The 18,172-nt window shown below is 61.2% G+C and carries 15 protein-coding genes; 12 read left to right on the top strand and 3 right to left on the bottom strand.

Features of this window, described 5'->3' with window-relative positions:
• Positions 1 to 24 precede the first annotated feature (24 nt).
• The 6 genes from SBC1_RS18890 to SBC1_RS18915 all read left to right on the top strand — a co-directional run bounded on the left by SBC1_RS18890 (position 25) and on the right by SBC1_RS18915 (position 8,339).
• The gene (locus SBC1_RS18890; RefSeq protein ID WP_241202278.1) at positions 25 to 1,272 is read left to right on the top strand and encodes an ABC transporter permease; all 1,248 of its coding nucleotides are present in this window, start codon (positions 25 to 27) and stop codon (positions 1,270 to 1,272) included.
• Positions 1,273 to 1,284: 12 nt separating this feature from the next.
• Complete coding sequence (locus SBC1_RS18895) at positions 1,285 to 2,112, top strand: ABC transporter permease (RefSeq protein WP_165988973.1); 828 nt, start codon at positions 1,285 to 1,287, stop codon at positions 2,110 to 2,112.
• 117 nt (positions 2,113 to 2,229) lie between these two features.
• Positions 2,230 to 3,021 (top strand): phytanoyl-CoA dioxygenase family protein, encoded by a 792-nt coding sequence (locus tag SBC1_RS18900; protein WP_165099442.1) that lies wholly within the window; start codon positions 2,230 to 2,232, stop codon positions 3,019 to 3,021.
• 493 nt (positions 3,022 to 3,514) lie between these two features.
• A complete protein-coding gene (locus SBC1_RS18905) occupies positions 3,515 to 4,432 on the top strand; it encodes an SMP-30/gluconolactonase/LRE family protein (protein ID WP_165099423.1) in 918 nt (305 codons plus the stop codon).
• 629 nt (positions 4,433 to 5,061) lie between these two features.
• The gene (locus SBC1_RS18910; protein ID WP_165099420.1) at positions 5,062 to 6,963 is read left to right on the top strand and encodes a bifunctional diguanylate cyclase/phosphodiesterase; all 1,902 of its coding nucleotides are present in this window, start codon (positions 5,062 to 5,064) and stop codon (positions 6,961 to 6,963) included.
• A gap of 224 nt (positions 6,964 to 7,187) precedes the next feature.
• On the top strand, positions 7,188 to 8,339 hold the full coding sequence (locus SBC1_RS18915) for an FUSC family protein (RefSeq protein ID WP_165099409.1): 1,152 nt from the start codon (positions 7,188 to 7,190) through the stop codon (positions 8,337 to 8,339).
• Between the two features lie 28 nt (positions 8,340 to 8,367).
• Here the strand turns inward: SBC1_RS18915 and SBC1_RS18920 are convergent, their stop codons facing one another.
• Positions 8,368 to 8,769 carry a hypothetical protein gene (locus SBC1_RS18920; RefSeq protein ID WP_165099406.1) on the bottom strand — a complete coding sequence of 134 codons (402 nt, stop codon included), beginning with the start codon at positions 8,767 to 8,769 and terminating at the stop codon, positions 8,368 to 8,370.
• A 183-nt stretch (positions 8,770 to 8,952) separates the two neighbouring features.
• Here SBC1_RS18920 and SBC1_RS18925 point away from each other — a divergent pair, with 183 nt between their 5' ends.
• Together SBC1_RS18925 and SBC1_RS18930 are read left to right on the top strand one after the other, a co-directional pair.
• Positions 8,953 to 9,792, top strand: a complete 840-nt coding sequence (locus SBC1_RS18925; protein WP_241202161.1) for a DeoR/GlpR family DNA-binding transcription regulator — start codon at positions 8,953 to 8,955, stop codon at positions 9,790 to 9,792.
• Complete coding sequence (locus SBC1_RS18930) at positions 9,789 to 10,940, top strand: MFS transporter (RefSeq protein ID WP_165099403.1); 1,152 nt, start codon at positions 9,789 to 9,791, stop codon at positions 10,938 to 10,940. Before SBC1_RS18925 ends, SBC1_RS18930 begins: the two co-directional genes overlap by 4 nt.
• Before the next feature lie 115 nt (positions 10,941 to 11,055).
• Here SBC1_RS18930 and SBC1_RS18935 read toward each other — a convergent pair whose 3' ends face one another.
• On the bottom strand, positions 11,056 to 11,799 hold the full coding sequence (locus tag SBC1_RS18935; protein ID WP_241202160.1) for a DUF2968 domain-containing protein: 744 nt from the start codon (positions 11,797 to 11,799) through the stop codon (positions 11,056 to 11,058).
• Positions 11,800 to 12,011: 212 nt separating this feature from the next.
• Positions 12,012 to 12,884: a LysR family transcriptional regulator gene (locus SBC1_RS18940; protein ID WP_165099400.1), complete on the bottom strand. Its 873-nt coding sequence runs from the start codon at positions 12,882 to 12,884 to the stop codon at positions 12,012 to 12,014.
• 270 nt (positions 12,885 to 13,154) lie between these two features.
• Here SBC1_RS18940 and SBC1_RS18945 point away from each other — a divergent pair, with 270 nt between their 5' ends.
• From SBC1_RS18945 to rbsK, 4 genes are all read left to right on the top strand, one after another.
• Positions 13,155 to 14,129, top strand: coding sequence for a sugar ABC transporter substrate-binding protein (locus SBC1_RS18945; protein WP_165099397.1), 975 nt, complete (start codon positions 13,155 to 13,157; stop codon positions 14,127 to 14,129).
• A gap of 237 nt (positions 14,130 to 14,366) precedes the next feature.
• Entirely contained in the window at positions 14,367 to 15,980 is a 1,614-nt protein-coding gene (locus tag SBC1_RS18950) for a sugar ABC transporter ATP-binding protein (RefSeq protein ID WP_165099394.1), read from the top strand.
• Complete coding sequence (locus SBC1_RS18955; protein WP_165099389.1) at positions 15,977 to 16,978, top strand: ABC transporter permease; 1,002 nt, start codon at positions 15,977 to 15,979, stop codon at positions 16,976 to 16,978. The genes SBC1_RS18950 and SBC1_RS18955 overlap by 4 nt, the downstream gene beginning before the upstream one ends.
• 213 nt (positions 16,979 to 17,191) lie before the next feature.
• On the top strand, positions 17,192 to 18,124 hold the full coding sequence (rbsK, locus tag SBC1_RS18960; protein WP_165099373.1) for a ribokinase: 933 nt from the start codon (positions 17,192 to 17,194) through the stop codon (positions 18,122 to 18,124).
• The last annotated feature ends 48 nt before the right edge of the window (positions 18,125 to 18,172 follow it).

Raw genomic sequence — 18,172 nt, forward strand, 5'->3', positions numbered from 1 at the left:
GTGACCGTGACAGTGACCAGCAATCTGCGGGAACCGGCTGAACGTGAATCCGCCGGCTCCGGGGCCGACGGCCGCGCGGCGTACGCGAGGACCCGCCGCCGGGCTTCGGCCCAGGCGCTCCTGCTTGCGCTGCCGCTGCTGTTGTTCCTGCTCGCCACCTTCATTGCGCCCATCGCGATCCTGCTGTCACGGAGTGTCGAGAATCGCGAGGTGCCGGTGAACCTACCGGCGCTCTCGCAAGCGCTCAAGGCATGGAACGGCGAAGGTCTGCCCGACGAGCACACCTTCGCCATCCTCGCAGCGGATATGCGACGTGCGTCGGCGGAAGGGCAATTGGGAACCGTCGCGCGGCGGCTGAATTTCTACCTGCCGGAGTTTCGCAGCTTGCTGATGCGGACCGCGCGCCAGTTGCCCGAAACGGCGCCACTCGCCTGGAAGCCGGCGCTGATCGAACTCGATCCGCGCTGGGGCACCCATGACATCTGGCGCATCCTGAAGCGCTCTGCCGTGTCACCTACGCCCGACTATCTGTTAGCCGCCGTCGACGCCACCGTCACGCCTGACGGTGGCGTCACCGCCCTGCCCGCTGACAGCTCGGTATTCGTCAACGCGTTTGCGCGCACCGTATGGATCAGTGCGTCGGTCACGCTGCTATGCCTCGTGCTCGGTTATCCGGTCGCGTATTTGCTTGCCACCCTGCCGGCAGCCAAGAGCAATCGCCTGATGCTGCTGGTGATCGTGCCGTTCTGGACGTCGCTGCTCGTGCGCACGACCGCGTGGTACGTGCTGTTGCAACCGGGCGGGGTCATCAACAGCCTGCTGATGGGAATGGGTCTCGTCAGCCATCCCTTGCCGCTCTTGTTCAATCGAACCGGCGTGCTGATCGGCATGACGCATATCCTGCTGCCCTACATGATCCTCGCCATCTATTCGGTCATGAAGAGCGTGTCGCCGGTCTACATGCGCGCGGCGCAATCACTTGGCGCGCACCCGGTCACGGCGTTCATCCGCATCTATGTACCTCAGACCCTGCCGGGTGTGGGCGCAGGTTGCTTCCTCGTATTCGTGCTTGCGCTGGGCTACTACATCACGCCTGCATTGCTAGGCGGCGCCGGTGACGAAATGATCAGCCAGTTGATCGCGGCGCAGACTAATGAACAACTCAACTGGGGGCTTGCTGGCGCATTGTCGGCGTATCTGGTGATCTTCACGGCCGTGTTTTATTTCGTGTTCAACCGGCTCGTCGGCATCGACCGGCTGCGCTTCGGCTAGGGAGAAAGACTCATGCAAAGCCAGCGCCACCTCGTGCTCTCGGAACGCATTGCGTCGAAGTGGCTGCGCGTGCATTCAGCGCTCATCCTGTTCTTCCTGATTGCGCCCATCCTGGCCATCGTGCCTTTGTCGTTCAACACCGGCTCGTATTTTTCTTATCCCATGCAAGGCTTTTCGCTGCACTGGTATGCGAAAGCGCTTGGCAGCAGCGACTGGCAACGCGCGTTCCTCAACAGCATCGGCATTGGCGCCGCGTCCACGATGCTTGCCACCTGCCTCGGCACGCTCGCGGCGCTGGGCCTGAGCCGCGCGAACTTTCCGTTTCGCGCGGTCATCATGCCGCTGCTCATCTCGCCGATGATTATCCCTATTGTGGTCGTTGCCGCCGGGTTCTATCTGGTCTTCGCGCCGCTCGGTCTCGTCAACTCCTACGTGGGCGTGGTGCTCGCGCACGCGGCACTTGGGACGCCGTTCGTGGTGATCACCGTGACGGCCTCACTGCTCTCGTTTGACCAGAGCCTGATTCGCGCGGCGTCGGGACTTGGGGCCACCCCATGGATCGCCTTTCGACGGGTAACGCTGCCGTTGATCGCGCCGGCCGTGGCGACGGGCAGCGTGTTTGCGTTTGCTACCTCGTTCGATGAAGTCATCGTGATTCTTTTTATCGGCGGCCCGGATCAGCGGACTGTGCCGCGGCAGATGTGGAGCGGCATTCGCGATTCGATCGATCCATCCATTCTCGCCGTGGCCACCATGCTGATCCTGTTCGCGGTGGCACTGTTCACCAGCATCAACTGGCTTCGCGGACGCAGCGCGGCAGCGGCGTTGCCGGGTAGTTAAAGACTTTGAGAGAGCCGGCGTTTGTCTTTGCCGGCTCGGTTCCTTCGTCAGCGGCAATCGCGTTTGCACGAGACCAGACGCGCGGCGCCGCTTGATCAATCGTTAAAGGAGAGCAGCATGCTGGCCACAGAACGGGAAGCGTTCGAGCTCGATGGCGCCGCCGTCTTGCGCGGAGTGTTCAAAGACTGGGTCGAACCCTTGCGTGAAGGCGTGGAATACAACGCCACTCATCCGGGACCCTCGTTCAGGAACTACACGCCTGAGAAAACAACCGGGCGCTTTTTCGGCGACTACTGCAACTGGCAGCGCATTGAACCGTTCAGGGATTTCGTCGAGCACAGTCCGGCTGCGTCGGTGGCCCAGGCCTTGATGGGCTCGCAGCGTGCACGCATCTTTCACGAGCATGTTCTGGTGAAGGAAGCGGGTGCAGCCAAGCTCACGCCCTGGCATCACGACGAGCCCTACTACTGTGTCAGCGCCGAGCAAGCCGTCAGCCTGTGGATTCCACTCGATCCGGTGCCTCGCGAAACATGCGTCGAATTCGTGGCCGGGTCGCACAAGTGGGGGAAGCTTTTCCGGCCGCGCAAGTTCAGCGGCGTGGCGTATGACCACAAGTCGGATCGGCTCGAAGAATTGCCGGATATCGATGCGAACCGCGATGCTTATCGGATCCTCGGTTGGGATCTGGAACCGGGCGATGCCATAGCGTTTGATTTTCATACGGTGCATGGAGCGCCGGGTAACGTAGGGGGTCAGCAATCGCGGCGAGTCGTTTCGTTCCGGTGGCTCGGCGATGGCGCGCACTACGTAGACCGGGGTGGCGAGACGTCTCCGCCCTATCCTGAACTGGCTGACCGGCTGGCTTCCGGCGATCCGCTGCCGGAGGCGGAGTTTCCTTTCATCGTCTAGGTCTATTCAGGTCTCCGGTCTGGGTAGCACGGCACAATTTTTCTTTGGCGACAGAGGCTTCGCAAACGGGTTCGGCCGGCGTCCTGGATAACTCAATCCAAGGCTGTATCTGCCGCCGATATCCGTTTCAAAGCCTCAACACATCAAATCAATTGTCTGACGTCACTCAACATTAAATTGACAATTGTCCTATCAAACCAGCCACAGCAGCGGCCTCTGCCCATATAAGATCCCGACAATCCACAAAAGCAAAAGTCTGCAGAAGTTATTACTAGCGTAAACGCCAATGCTTCGCATATTGCGCGAGATCAGTCATCTGACATACGATGCATCCGCACTGCTAGCATCCCGTTCCACTGCGAATGTTGCGCGTTGTCAGCAAGCCGTCCCTCCATTAGGGCCCGACACCCGCGTTGAACGTCTCGCGTGACCACGTTCGCGCGAAATTACCAGCACCAATAAGCTGGCTGCACTGGCCACTGAGATCTTCGTCATGAACAACATACAACCTGAAACACTGGCGGTCGAACGCCTCGAAGCCGCCGGTCAGGCACCTTGCGAAGTGGGCGAAAGCCCGGTCTGGCGGGAACAGGAGCAGGCGTTGTATTGGGTCGATATCCCCGCCCGCACGATCGCTCGCCTGGAAGGCGACGCAGGCAAGCGCACCGAGTGGCGCCTGCCCGAAAAAGTGGCCTGCATCACCTTCGATCGTCACGGCACCGTGCTCGCCGGATGCGAGACCGGGCTCTTCGCGGTGACGCTGTCGACTGCGCATGAGGCGAGTGTACGCAAGCTCGCCGCGCCGGTTTTTCCGCTGCCGGGCATGCGCTTCAACGACGGCCGCTGTGATCGTCAGGGCCGCTTCTGGGCCGGCACGATGGTGCAGGAAATGGCTGCCGCCAACCCGTCAGGCTCGCTGTACCGATACAACGCCGACGGCATCCTGTCAGCGCCGATTGTTAGCGGGCTCATCGTGCAAAACGGACTCGCCTGGTCGCCGCAAGGCACGACAATGTATCTCTCCGATTCACATCCGGCGCGCAGGCTTGTGTGGGCTTTCGACTACGACGTCGATACCGGCGAACCGCATAACCGTCGCGTCTTTGCCGACCTGAATCAGTTTGCGGGCCGCCCCGATGGTGCGGCTGTCGACACTGACGGCTGCTATTGGACCTGCGCAAACGACGCGGGTCTGCTGCTGCGTTTCACGCCTGATGGCAGGCTGGACCGGAGCATCGCGCTGCCGGTCACGAAACCGTCGATGTGCACGTTTGGCGGCCGAGAACTCGACACGCTCTTTGTTACATCGATTCGTCCGGCAAGCGGCGCAAACGAACACGACGGTCATTTGCTTGCGGTGCGCCCGGGTGTATGTGGCGCTTCCGAATCCGGTTACGCGGGAATTCTATAAGGATTACCGATCATTTTTCAGGCGATTCGAGAGGCATCGCCTGAAAGTACTGTGTGAATGCGATATTGCAGTTACGCGCTGCGCTGCTTAGGCCGTGCATCGCGTCTGACTGATATAGGCGACCTTGATAGGAACTCGTCTGGAATGCATCGGCAAGTGCCAACTCAGCCGCTATTCGCCCGGCGACAGCCTGCCGCCACTTCTTGCGCAGCGAGATCCGGCTCCATTCCTTGCAGATTCTGCACAAGACAGACGCGATAACTTTTCTTGCATGATGCTCGATCCGAGTTCACCGGCTTAGCCAAGGTCTGTCCTCACGGTGTCCTGGCTCGTCATGCTGCGGCGCAAAACAGACGTCAATCCGTATTATTTTCCGTAGGCAGGATTAGCCCTTGCGAACCGGGTCATCCTCCAGCTACCCCCTCCTCACTTGCTTCCAGCCTTTGCTTGGCAAGGGTATCAGTCACAAAACCGCCATTTTTCCGCCCACTGGTATTCCCGGTATAGCCCGAGTCACGCCGGCGTAACATCATATTTATTCGAGCAACGGACACATTTACCGGGATAATTGAGGTCAGAAAAAAGCCAATCGCGCCGATAACCAAGTACCTACCTATATTGCGCATGCCATGGCGTTTAGTGAACCGAGGTTGCCATTTTTCAAATGGCTAGTAGGATCCGCTCAAGACCTGAGCGCTGATAATCGACAGATATTGCTGTCAAACCTGTTCACGAGAACAGCATCGATCGCGATGGCGTCGATTTGCGAGATCAGCGTTTGCGCCACCGCCTATTATCTTCATCCGAGCGTCGGCTACGCGTTATGGACGTTCGCCGTGATCGCACTCCTGATCGTGCGCCTGTCGCTGATCGCCATCTGTTGCAAGCGGAGCGCCCGCAACGAGCCCACGCCCACCTCGCTGTTCCTGCTTGCCAGCATCCTGTGGAGCGCGCTTCTCGGACTCGGCGCCCTCCTGTGCAATATCAGCGGAGACCAGACACTTTTCCTGCTGGGCAACGTTTGCGCCGTGGGTGTGGTGGGCGGGCTGGCCGGCCGTAACGCAGGCGTCCCCCGGCTTGTTCTGATCCAGATCTCCGTCATCTTTACGCTGCTCGGTATCGGCGCCGCGCTGTCTCCGGCCTCCGGAAAAATCGTCCTGCTGTTCCAGGCGCCGTTTTGCGCTGTCGGCTTTTTTACCGTGGCTATCCGCAGCAACAAGGACACCGTCGCGCTGCTGCTCGCTCAGGAAACCAGCAACCGCCTTGCCCGCCACGACAGCCTCACGGGCCTGCCGAACCGCGCCCGCATCAGCGAACTCCTGCTGAACCGTACCGATGCCGAGCCGGCTATCAGGCCCGGATCGTTCGCTGTGCTTCTAATCGACCTTGACGGTTTCAAGGCAATCAACGACAGCCTCGGGCACGCGGCCGGCGACCTGGTGCTTCAGGAATCCGCCAAGCGCTTGCGAGCGGTCTTGCGCCAGGGGGATGTTGTCGGCCGTCTGGCGGGCGATGAATTCGTCGCCATTTCCAACGACGCCTCCATGAGCGAAGAGGTTCGGCTGCTGGCGGATCAGATTGTGAAAACCCTTGCGCGTCCATTCATACTTAACGAGGCGCTGGTGCGCATTGGCGCCAGTGTCGGAATCTCGCAATATCCCGAGCACGGGGAAACGGGACCGCAACTCCTGATATGCGCCGACCGTGCGTTGTACGCGGTCAAGCGCAGCGGTAAAAGCGCGTTTGCCGTATTCGATGCCAAGGCGCACGCCTCCGACGACAGCCTGAGCCTGCTGCGAAGCGACCTGGAAGGCGCGCTTCAATCATTTGGCAACGGCTTGCGGATGGAATATCAACCGATCGTCAATCTGGCCAGCGGGGTCATCACGGCCCGGGAGGCACTGGTCCGCTGGACGCATCCCACGAGAGGCGAATTGCCGCCCTCGACCTTCGTCCCCATTGCAGAGCGAACGGGCCTGATCCTGCCGCTAGGGGAATGGGTGCTCCGGCGCTCTTGCGCCGAAGCCGCCCGCTGGTGCGAGCCCGTGGTCGTGGCGGTGAACGTGTCGCCTGTGCAACTGCGCGAAGATTCGTTCGCGGACCTGGTTGCGGCGGTCCTGCAGGATTCACGGTTGCCGCCTTCGCGCCTGAACATCGAGGTCACGGAAACCGTGCTCATGAGTGACGATGTCCCGACCCGGCGCAACGTTGAAAAACTTCGCGCGATGGGTATCGGGCTCGCCCTCGACGATTTCGGAACGGGCTTTTCCACGCTGTCGAATCTATGTCGTTTTTCGTTCGACACACTGAAGATCGACAGCTCGTTTGTGCGCGAATCCGTTCATCGGCGGGAGTCGGCGGCGGTGGTGCGCGGCATCGTGGCGCTCGCCCGCGAGCTGGGCATTCCCACCACGGCGGAAGGCATCGAAACGCATGAGCAACTGAGCTTTGTCCGAGCCTGCGGATGTACCAGCGCGCAAGGTTTTTTCCTCGGCCGCTCGGAACGCGCCGAGAGCATTTCACAAGTCTGAACGGAAAGAAGATGTCGCCTCGGCGTCCCATATCGGCGTCTGATACCGGTGGCCGGCAGCAGCCTCTTGCATGCGGAGTCCAAAACGGACGGTCAGCGGTGCTTTCATCTCAGCTCCACATCCGCTCACCTCTTCACGGAATAAACTGTCGTGCGAGGACGCCGGGCTGGCAGATCCGCTGGACGATGCTCCCGCGTTACCCGTACGCCACCGCGGAGGCATGGATGACACTCGCTGGCACGCTTGTCCAGATCTTCCGGGCCGCCATGTTGTCGCTTGGACGGGAACTGGCGGCCTGGAAGCCTTCCCGGGAGCGAGCGACATTCGGGACGCAAGCCATGCTCTCGGTCGCACTTTCGGTCGCGCTCGCAAACGCATTGCATCTTTCAAACACGTGGTGGGCAGCAATCAGCGGCTTCGCCGTCATGCAAACAAGTTTCGCCGGCTCCGTGCAGCGCGCCGCCCACCGCATTATCGGTACGCTGATTGGCGCCGCGCTCGGAACCCTGGCGGGCCCCTTGATTGGCGACCGGCCGTGGCTATTTGTGCCCGCATTGGGGGTAATCGGCAGCGTTGCAGTGTATCACGCCAACGGGTCCAGAGCAGGCTACGCCTGGGTTCTGGGCGGAGCGACCGCACTGATGGTCACGTACGAAGCGCATGGGCTCGTGTCAGTCCAATCGACCGCATTATTTGCCGCGCTGCGAGTTGCCGAGGTCGCCGTTGGAACGCTCGCTTGCCTGCTGGTGGCGAGCGTGTTTCACTTCGGGCCGACGTGGTATAGGAAGACGTGGCCGCCATCGGTGCCTGCGGGCGCCCGCGAAGCCGGCAAATTCGGGACGCCTTCCCCTGCAATTGAGTTGCCGTCTCTGGAATCATCGCGCCCGACTCGCAGGCTGCTGGGATTGCAGGGCGCACTGGCAATCGCGATCCTTGCGGCCCTTACCTACGTTTTGCATCTGCCTGGTTTCGCGCAAGCAATGGTCACGGCGATCGCCGTGCTGATATTGCCGGCAAGCTTGCCAGCAGGCGGAACGCAGCAGCCGGTCCTCGAAAAGATGGTGCACCGTGTGGCCGGTTGCTTGCTGGCCGGCGCGCTGGGTGTGGCGCTACTCCCCCTGATGCACGGCCAAGCAATTCTGTGCATGCTCGCGCTGTCTATCGGCGTGTGGATAGGATGCCACGTGCAGACCGGATTAGAAGGAGCGAGCTACGTCGGCCGGCAATTCACGATCGCGTTCATCATGGTGTTTGTGCAGGACCATCATTGGTCGGCCGATCCGGTACCCGCGCTCATGCGCTTATCGGGCATTCTCACCGGAATCGTCGTGCTGGCAGGGGTGATGTTCGCGACCAGCAAGCTGCGAACGAAGTAACAGCGAAGTGAAAGATAAGTGACAGCATTCACTGCTCGCATTGCACATCCGTCTTGAGCACAACAATGATCGCCGGGTAGGTCCCCCGGTCGAGCTCCACGCGCGCGACCACGGCCATTGTCGCGCTGTCGATATCGTCGTACACGCTGACTTTTTCGTGCCGAAGGCTGGTGATGCCGGTACACGCAGACGCGGCGCCCTCTTCGGAAACCCGGCATTGGATCGGGTTGTCCGCAAGGAAGCGATATTTGTCCCTGTCGGGGATCGCAAGGTATTCACGAACGCTTTGTGCCGATCCACCGACGCCGGTGACATATCCAATGGCGCACTGCTCCTTGGGTATATCGCTGCGCTCGGATGTTTGGGCTTTCGCGGTCATGCTTGCGGCCGCGATGACCGCCACGAATGTCAGTGCAAAGAGATGTCTCATGGCGCAAATCACGGTTGTCGGTTCGAAGTGCTCGATTGTAATGGCACACGAAGCCTTCCTTAACTGTCAGCCTGTTCGAGCGGAGTAGGCTCAAGCACGTCAGCCAACCAATACGGCCCCCAAAAAAATTTGCCCGCGTTCGCTCGTTTACGCTACATTATGCTCACTTATGATCGATTCACGATGATCGAACAAATCCAGACAGAGACCGACGACATGCAAAGAACCCGGCGTGACGCCGTAGACGGGTTGCTTCCCGACGAACGTGCAAAGCTGATTCTTGACAGGCTACGAACGCACGGTCGCGTGCTGGCGGCCGAACTCGCGCTCGAATTCAACACTTCCGAACACACGATTCGCCGTCATCTGCGCGATCTGGCGGACGCCGGTCATTGCAAGCGTGTGTACGGCGGCGCGTTGCTGATCGCGCCCGCTGCACCGGCCGGGTCCACACGCCTGCGCGAAGCGGCTGATCGAAAGGCCCAGCTGGCCGTTGCTGCAGCGTCCATCGTCCGGCCGCGGCAAATCATCCTGCTCGATGCCGGGTCGACCAACGTCGCTATCGCGGCGGCGCTTCCGGACAACGCGGGTCTCACGGTCGTGACGAATTCCCCCGATGCCTGCTCGCGTTTGCTCGATCGCCCCGGCTTCGAGGTCATCCTGATCGGCGGCCGGATGAGCGCGCGAGGAGCGGGGTCTCTCGGGTCCACTGCACTGTTGCAGGTCCAGCAAATCAAGGCCGATCTGTGTTTCCTCGGCGCTTGCGCCATCGACCCGGACGAGGGCGTGGGGGCATTCGAAGCGGAGGAAGCCGAGCTAAAACGCGCGATGGTCAAATCGAGCGGTCAGGTCGCCATCGCGATGACGTCCGAGAAGCTGATGACAGCGGCGCCCTTTTTTGTGGTGGCGGCGTCCGGCATCGAGCATCTGATCGTGGAGGCGGATATCTCCGCGCAACGGCTAGGCGAGTTCGAACAAATCTGCGGCAACGTGATCGTGGCTCACGCGGGGGCTAAATCATGAGACCTGTCGCTGAACGTATTGCCACCACGGCGGTATTTCTCGCTAACGGGCTGGGCATTGGCGCGTGGGCTGTCGAAGTCCCCCGGATCAAGGAAGCTTTGTCGCTAAGCAATGCATCGCTCGGAATCGCGCTGTTCTGTTTTGCTTTGGGCGCGATTGTCGCCATGCCGCTTGCCGGCCGGCTCGCGCCGCGCTTCGGAAGCGGCCGCGTCACCGCATTCCTGGGCATTGCATTTGTTATTGCGCTGCCCTTGCCCGCGCTGGCCCCGGACTACGCTGTGTTGTGCGTCGTGCTCTTTGCGTTAGGCGCGGCGAACGGTGCACTGGATGTATCGATGAACGGACACGCCAGCGCCATCGAAGCCGAATGGCAGGCGCCGATCATGTCGTCGTTTCATGCGGCCTGGAGCATGGGCGGTCTGCTGGGCGCAGCGGGAGGCGCGGCGCTTCAGGCCAACGGTATCGGCACGATGGGCGGATTGCTGCTGCCTGACGTCGTGATCGGCGCGCTCATTTTGACAAGCGCTGTACTGGCGCTGCGGGATATTGGACCGAGGGTATTGGCGTCGGCTAGCGGTTTTACCCTGCCTAGCGCGGGCGTCATGAAACTCGCCGCCCTCGCCTTTCTCTGCATGCTGGTCGAAGGCGCGGTGGCGGACTGGAGCGCGGTGTTCCTGCGCTCGGCACTCAACACACAAGCAAGCGCGGCAGCGCTCGGCTATTCCTCGTTTGCCTTCGCGATGGCGGCGTGCCGCGTGATCGGCGATGTATCGGTTCGACGCTTAGGCGCGAGCGTGGTGGTCGCTAGTGGAGGGCTTATTGCAGCGCTTGGCTTAGCGCTGGTGCTGGGATATCCAAACGTGGTCACCGCTTGCGTGGGCTTTGCGCTTGTGGGAATCGGCCTGGCTAACATCGTGCCGGTGATCTTTAGCGCTGCGGGCCGTTCAACCACAACGCCGGCTGTCGGTGTTTCCATGGCCGCCACGGCGGGTTATGCCGGCTTTCTGGTGGGACCGCCCTTGATCGGGCTGGGTGCAGGTTTCCTGGGTTTGCGGCTCGCGTTATGTGCTCTTTTGCTAGCCGCCTTGATCGTCTGCATGGTGGGCGGCAAGGCCGTAAGCCGGGCAACCGTCAAACAGGCGTTTTAAACGCTATGAAGCTGGGTAGTTGGTTTTCGCTTGGGCGCTGGCGAACGGGTTTGGCGTGTTGTTGCGCGGGGTTGCCGGCGCGATGCGTTGATGCCGCCAACCCTTCTTAAGAAAGTCACTGCGACGCCGGCATTAAATCCCCGTCAGCCTGACGCTGAAGATCCCGCACCTTGGTCTGCAGCGCGCGCAATTGAGCTTGAGCCGCGTCCTGCTGGGCGCGCAAAGTAACAATAGCGTCTTGCTGTTGTGCCTGACGATCGGCAACCTGGCTTTGCTGCGCGCGCGCCACATCGACATCCGCTTGCAAGCGGTTCGCCCGGTTCTGCTGCAAAGCAATCAGCCGATCCGCGAAAGCGTTTTCAGCCTGCAGCTTCTCGCGGCGAATTTCCGAATCGGCAAGCTGGGCCGTGGACTTCGCGAAGTCCGCATACACAGCTTCGGCACGGGTATCGGTCTGTGTCTTGATCACGCGCCAAAACTTCTTTTGCTGGAACAGCGCGATGTAGTACGTCATCTGGTCCGGGTAGAACAACATGCTCGCGCCATAGCTGCCGTTATAGGTCGTGCGCATTTCCACCACCTTGCCGTCGCGGATCATCTGCTGCAACTCGGTAATGCTGCCGTTGCTGCCATCCGTGCCATTACCCGGCGCCTGCGGTTCGTCAGCCGCGCCGTTGGTCAGCAGCCCGCGCCGCGCGCTCGCGTCGCCAAGCGCATTCCCCGACGCTAACGACGAATCCTGCGCGGCCGCCGCCGACGCCGTTGCCGCCAATGCTGTTGTTGCGGCGCAAGCGGCCATGCAGGCCACCGCGCTTGCCCATAGAACTACCCCGTGCCGCCATTTATTATTGAATTTCATGGAATTTCCGAGTTCTTTGAACAAAGCGAAACCGACGGGATTATCGCAGATAGAATGCCCCGATATTCATTGGCCGTATTCGAAAACCGTGTTCGTTGAATGGAAATCGAAGCACCGGATAATCTTCGTGCTCAACGAACCGGCCGCAGCATGCTTTGAAGGCCGCGAGGCCAAGCGCAAGTGAGCGCCACGCCCTCGTCGCCCACCCTAAGTCACCGGAAAATATCGGCGACAAGATTCGAGACCGCCCGTATGCGCTCGCTGCCGCGCAACGCCGGGTGCAGGACCATCCAGACATCCTGATCCAGCTCCCTGATATGCGGTTCGATGCAGACCAGATCGCTGGTCGTGTCGCCCGCCAGTTGCGCGAGCACGCCCAGGCCGGAACCGCCCAGCACGCCATCGAACACGCCCAGCACGTAACTGCTGCGAAGGCTCGGCGCGGGCGCACCCGGCAGCGTCTTGAGCCAGCGGGCCGCGGGATGATCGCCCCGGCGCTCGTCATAACCGACGAAGGACAGCTTGCTCCACTCCTTCTTCTTGATCGCCACCTTGTGGCGAAGGTAATAGTCCCGCGACGCATATAAACCAAAACGGACCTTGCCGATCCGGCGCACATACAGGTCACCCTCGTCCGGGCATTCCGACCAGATGGCGATGTCGGCTTCACGCCGGGCAAGGTTGTAAGGCTGCTGCGAGGTCAGCACTTCAATGGCCAGTCCGGGAAACCTTTCCTGGAAGGAGCCGAGAAGCTTCATCAGGATGTAGGACATCCACTCGACCGCATTGATCCTGACCGTGCCCTCAAGACCATGAGAACCCGTGACGTCCCCGGCCCGTTCAATCTGATGCGCCAGCGCCTCCATCTGCTCGGCCCAGGACATCACCCGCTGCCCGAACGCAGTGACTGCGCAGCCGGAAGGCACGCGGTCAATCAGGGGTTCACCCAATCTTCTTTCAAGTTCCGTCAAGCGGCGTGACAGCGTCGCCGCGCTAAGACCGCAGGCCGCGGCGGCTGATCTCATGGTTCCTTCGCGGGCGATGGCGAGTAAAAGCCGCAGGTCGTCCCAGTCAACGTGTTCCATTTTTGAAACGCTCGCTTTCGATTTTAGCCGTAGCATATCGCGAATCGCGAGGATAGGATTAGACCCGGATGGGCTGGATTGCCGCTCGTGGATTGCCGCTGAACTCACGCCACGGCTCATGCATCGGGTTTTCACGTATTGGCGTTACAGCGATGCGGCACAACAAGCACGTCATTCAAATTGATTTAGCGACTAATCGACTAACTGACTAAACGACTCGCCGGCTATTCCCTAAGTAGACCGAAGAGCGAACTAACTAACGGAGACTCTATGACCCGCAAGGCCAACCCAGCACGACGCCGCGTACTCGCTGCAACCGCAGCAACCGCAGTAGCGGCTGCATTCTCGCTGTTGCCTGTCTCGTCGGCGTTCGCTCAAACGGCGAAAAAGCCCACCGTCGCCCTCGTGATGAAGTCACTCGCCAACGAGTTCTTCCTCACCATGGAAACCGGCGCCAAGGATTACCAGGCTCATAACCCGAACAAATTCACGCTCATTACCAACGGCATCAAGGACGAAACCGATACCGCGAACCAGATTCGCATTGTCGAGCAGATGATTGTCTCGAAGGTCGATGCGCTCGTGATCGCGCCCGCTGATTCGAAGGCACTCGTTCCGGTCATCAAGAAGGCCGTGGATGCAGGGATCATTGTGGTGAATATCGACAACCAGCTTGATCCTGACGTGCTCAAGTCGAAAGACCTGAACGTGCCGTTCGTCGGCCCGGATAACGCGAAGGGCGCGAAGCTGGTCGGTGATTACCTGGCCAAGAAACTCAAGGCTGGCGATGAAGTCGGCATTATCGAAGGCGTCTCGACCACGACCAACGCGCAGCAACGCACGGCCGGCTTCAAGGCCGCCATGCAGGCGGGTGGCATGAAGGTTGTTGCGCTGCAATCGGGTGATTGGGAAATCGACAAGGGCAACGCGGTGGCATCGCAGATCCTGAACGCGAATCCGAACATCAAAGCGCTGCTGTGCGGCAACGACAACATGGCGCTTGGCGCGGTGGCTGCCGTGCGGGCGGCAGGCAAGGCGGGCAAGGTGTATGTCGTCGGTTACGACAACATCAACGCCATCAAGCCGATGCTCGCCGACGGCCGGGTGCTCGCGACCGCGGATCAATACGCCGCGAAACAAGCGGTATTTGGTATCGACACCGCTTTGAAGGCACTTTCCGAGCATAAGAAACAATCGGAATTGTCGAGCGTGGTGGAAACGCCGGTCAACCTGATCACCAAGTAAGGCTGCTGGCCCCAAGCCGGAGCCGGCACGCATCGCTGCGGCTAGTCACAATGCGCCGCAGCACAATGCGCCGCTGCGATGCGTGCATGCCGGAATACTGCAAGCGGCGTAGAGTATCCCGACGCGCCCGCTTTGGCTTCAAGTGTTCAAACGCGTAGTGCCCCCCTAGTGCACCCCGGCTCTTCATGGCCGGGGCGCACCTCGCATTCAAGTACCTGCCCTAGCCTTTCATAAGCGATGCCAAGTTCAATCGTCCCTTCCGCCGACATAGCGCCGGTGCTGACCATTCACGGGATCGGCAAGACCTACGTCGAACCGGTCCTCGCGGACGTCTCGCTCCACCTGCGCCCCGGCGAAGTGCTCGCGCTGACAGGTGAAAACGGCGCCGGCAAGAGCACGCTCTCGAAGATCGTAGGCGGTCTTGTGGCGCCCACAACGGGTTCAATGCAGCTCGGTGGCGTCGAGTACGCGCCAGCAAGCCGCAGCGACGCCGAAGCGCTCGGCGTGCGCATGGTGATGCAGGAACTGAACCTGTTGCCCACGCTGTCCGTTGCTGAAAACCTCTTCCTTAATCGCCTGCCCAAACGCGGCCTCGGCTGGATCGACCGCACGACGCTGCGCGAAGACGCGCGTCAGGCGATGGCCCAGGTCGGGCTCGATGCTATTGACCCGGATACGCTCGTGGGCGAACTCGGTATCGGCCATCAGCAGATGGTGGAGATCGCGCGCAACCTGATCGGCGATTGCCGCGTACTGATCCTCGACGAACCCACCGCCATGCTTACGGCTCGCGAAGTCGACCTGCTGTTCGAGCAAGTCGACCGCCTGAAGTCGCGCGGCGTTGCGCTGGTGTATATCTCGCATCGGCTGGAAGAACTGGCGCGGATCGCGGAACGCGCGGCGGTGTTGCGCGACGGCCGGCTGGTTCACGTCGATGCCATGCGCAACCTCACCAGCGACAAGCTCGTCACGCTGATGGTCGGACGCGATATTGGCGAGCGTATCGACCTCGGCGAACGCCGGATTGGCGCAACCGCATTCAAGGTGCAAGGCATGACGCGCGGCAACGCCGTGCGCGACGTATCGTTTGAAGTAAAAGCCGGCGAGATCTTCGGCATCAGCGGGCTGATCGGCGCGGGCCGGACCGAACTCATGCGGCTGATCTACGGCGCGGATCGGGCGGATAGCGGCAGCATCTCGATCGCGCATCGGGGTGCGACGCTCAAGACCGTCAGCATCAAATCGCCCTCCGATGCAGTGAGCCAAGGTATTGCGCTCATTACCGAAGACCGCAAGGGCGAAGGCTTGTTGCTGCCCCAGCCGATTGCGGCGAACATTTCGCTGGGCAATATCGGCGCGGTATCGAAGCACGGTTTTATCGATGCGCGCCGCGAGAACGCCCTTGCGCAGAAACAGATAGATGCCATGCGGATTCGCACATCGAGCGCTGCGCAACCGGTGTCCGAACTCTCGGGCGGCAATCAGCAGAAGGTGGTGATCGGCCGTTGGCTCGCCCGCGATTGCACCGTCCTGCTCTTCGACGAACCCACGCGCGGCATCGACGTTGGCGCCAAGTTCGACATCTATGCACTGATGGGCGCCCAGGCTCGCGAAGGCCGCGCGCTGGTGGTCGTGTCCAGCGACCTGCGCGAACTGATGCTGATCTGCGACCGGATCGGCGTGATGTCGGCGGGGCGCATGACCGGCGTCTTCGAACGCGATAATTGGTCACAGGACGCGTTGCTGGCTGCGGCGTTCGCCGGTTATGCAGGCCGCGATAAAATCCTCAGCGAACATATTGAACCAGGCGCCGAGACGCCGGACACCCCTATCACGGAGCACCAGTCATGACTGTACAAACAACTACGCCGAAATCGCAGACGGAACCGCCCAAGAGCGCGAAGCCGATCGGCACGCGACTTGGTTTCTCGAATTACCTGGGCCTGATGGGCGCGCTGATTGCCATGATCGCGCTGTTCTCCGTGCTGAGCTCGCACTTCCTGACCTACGATACCTTTAGCACGATCGCGAACCAGATTCCCGATCTGGTGGTGATGTCGGTCGGCATGACGTTCGTGCTGATTATTGCGGGTATCGATCTGTCGGTGGGTTCGGTGCTGGCATTGGGTGCTGCAGTGACCAGCGTGGCCGCGTTGCAATGGCACTGGGGGGCGCTGCCGGCCGCGTTGCTTGGCATGGCCGGAGCAACGCTCACAGGGTGCGTGACAGGGGCCGTGACGGTGGGTTGGCGCATTCCTTCGTTCATCGTCTCGCTGGGTGTGCTTGAAGCGGCACGCGGTCTTGCCTACCAGATGACGAACTCGCGCACGGCGTACATAGGCGACGCCTTCGACTTTCTCTCGAACCCCATCGCGTTCGGCATTTCTCCTTCATTCCTGATTGCCATCGGCGTGATGGTTGTCGCTCAGCTTGTGCTCACCCGAACGGTTTTCGGCCGCTATCTGATCGGCATTGGCACCAACGAAGAAGCCGTGCGGCTGGCAGGCGTGAACCCACGGCCGTACAAGGTTATCGTGTTTGCGTTGATGGGTCTGCTCTCGGGTCTTGCCGCCCTGTTCCAGATTTCGCGGCTTGAAGCGGCCGACCCCAACGCAGGTTCGGGGATCGAACTGCAGGTGATTGCAGCGGTTGTGATCGGCGGCACGAGCCTGATGGGCGGACGTGGTTCCGTCATCAGCACGTTCTTCGGCGTCCTGATCATTTCGGTACTTGCGGCGGGTCTCGCGCAGATCGGGGCGAACGAGCCGACCAAGCGGATCATCACCGGTGCGGTAATTGTGGTGGCGGTCGTGCTGGATACCTACCGCAGTAAACGGCGCATCATGTAGGCGTTGGTGGCGCCCAGTCCCAAGCGCTCGTGCAACCGCGCCCTGGATGGTTGATTCGCCCTTGGCCGATGCGAATCGCGGGTGGCTGGAGAAAACGCGTCCCTATTTTCGGCGATATCGGTCGCCCTCGGGCTTGGCTTAACGCTCTCATTCGAAGTGCTTAGCAATAAATCAAGCCGGTGACCGACCGGTTCGCCAGCAGGAGAAATTAGAATGTCCAAAGAAACGAAGCAAGGCTCTGTCCTCATCATGGGGAGTATCAATACCGATCTGGTCGCGCGCTCGCCGCACCTGCCCCGTCCGGGCGAAACGATCAGCGGCCATGAGTTCTCGCAGATCTCCGGCGGCAAGGGCGCTAATCAGGCGGTTGCGGCTGCCCGTATTGGCGGCCGGGTGGCCATGGCCGGATGCGTCGGCGGCGACGCCAATGGCGCATTGCGGCTGGCAGGACTTGAAGCCGAAGGGATTGATTGCAGCGCGGTCGAAACCGACCCGTCCGTGCCGACCGGCGTGGCGATCGTCACCGTCGCGGACGACGGCCAGAACACAATCGTGGTGGTGCCCGGCAGCAATGGTCAGGTTACCCCCGAGATGGTCAAGCGCCACGAGGCGGTGATCAAAGCCGCTGACGTGGTGGTGTGCCAGCTCGAGACCCCTTGGGATGCCGTCTATGCCACGCTTGTCACCGCTCGGAGATTCGGCAAGCTGACCGTATTGAACCCGGCGCCGGCTACCGGCCCGCTGCCGCCCGAGTGGCTGCCGTTGGTCGACTATCTGATTCCGAACGAGGTCGAAGCTGCGATCCTCGCCGGATTGCCGGTCGAATCGCAAAGCGGCGCGCGCAGGGCGGCGAAAGAACTTCAGCGAGCGGGAGCGCGTAACGTTATCGTGACGCTGGGATCGCAAGGCGCGTATTTGTTGCCCGAAGCAGAAGAAGGCACGCACTACCCCGCTCCCAAGGTGGAACCGGTGGACACGACTGCTGCCGGCGATACCTTCATCGGCGTCTTCGCTGCACAGCTGGCCGCGCGCCAACCCATAGAAGCTGCGATCAGCCTCGCCCAGCGAGCCGCCGCCATTTCTGTTACACGCGCCGGCGCGCAACCCTCCATCCCGACTCGCCAGGAAGTCGACAGCGCGCTGTAGCCCTTTCAGTTCCCGGCGGTCGGTGCAGCCCGGCGCAGTCACTCGCCG

Source organism: Caballeronia sp. SBC1, assembly GCF_011493005.1.
In the GTDB taxonomy this organism is placed as follows: Bacteria; Pseudomonadota; Gammaproteobacteria; order Burkholderiales; family Burkholderiaceae; genus Caballeronia.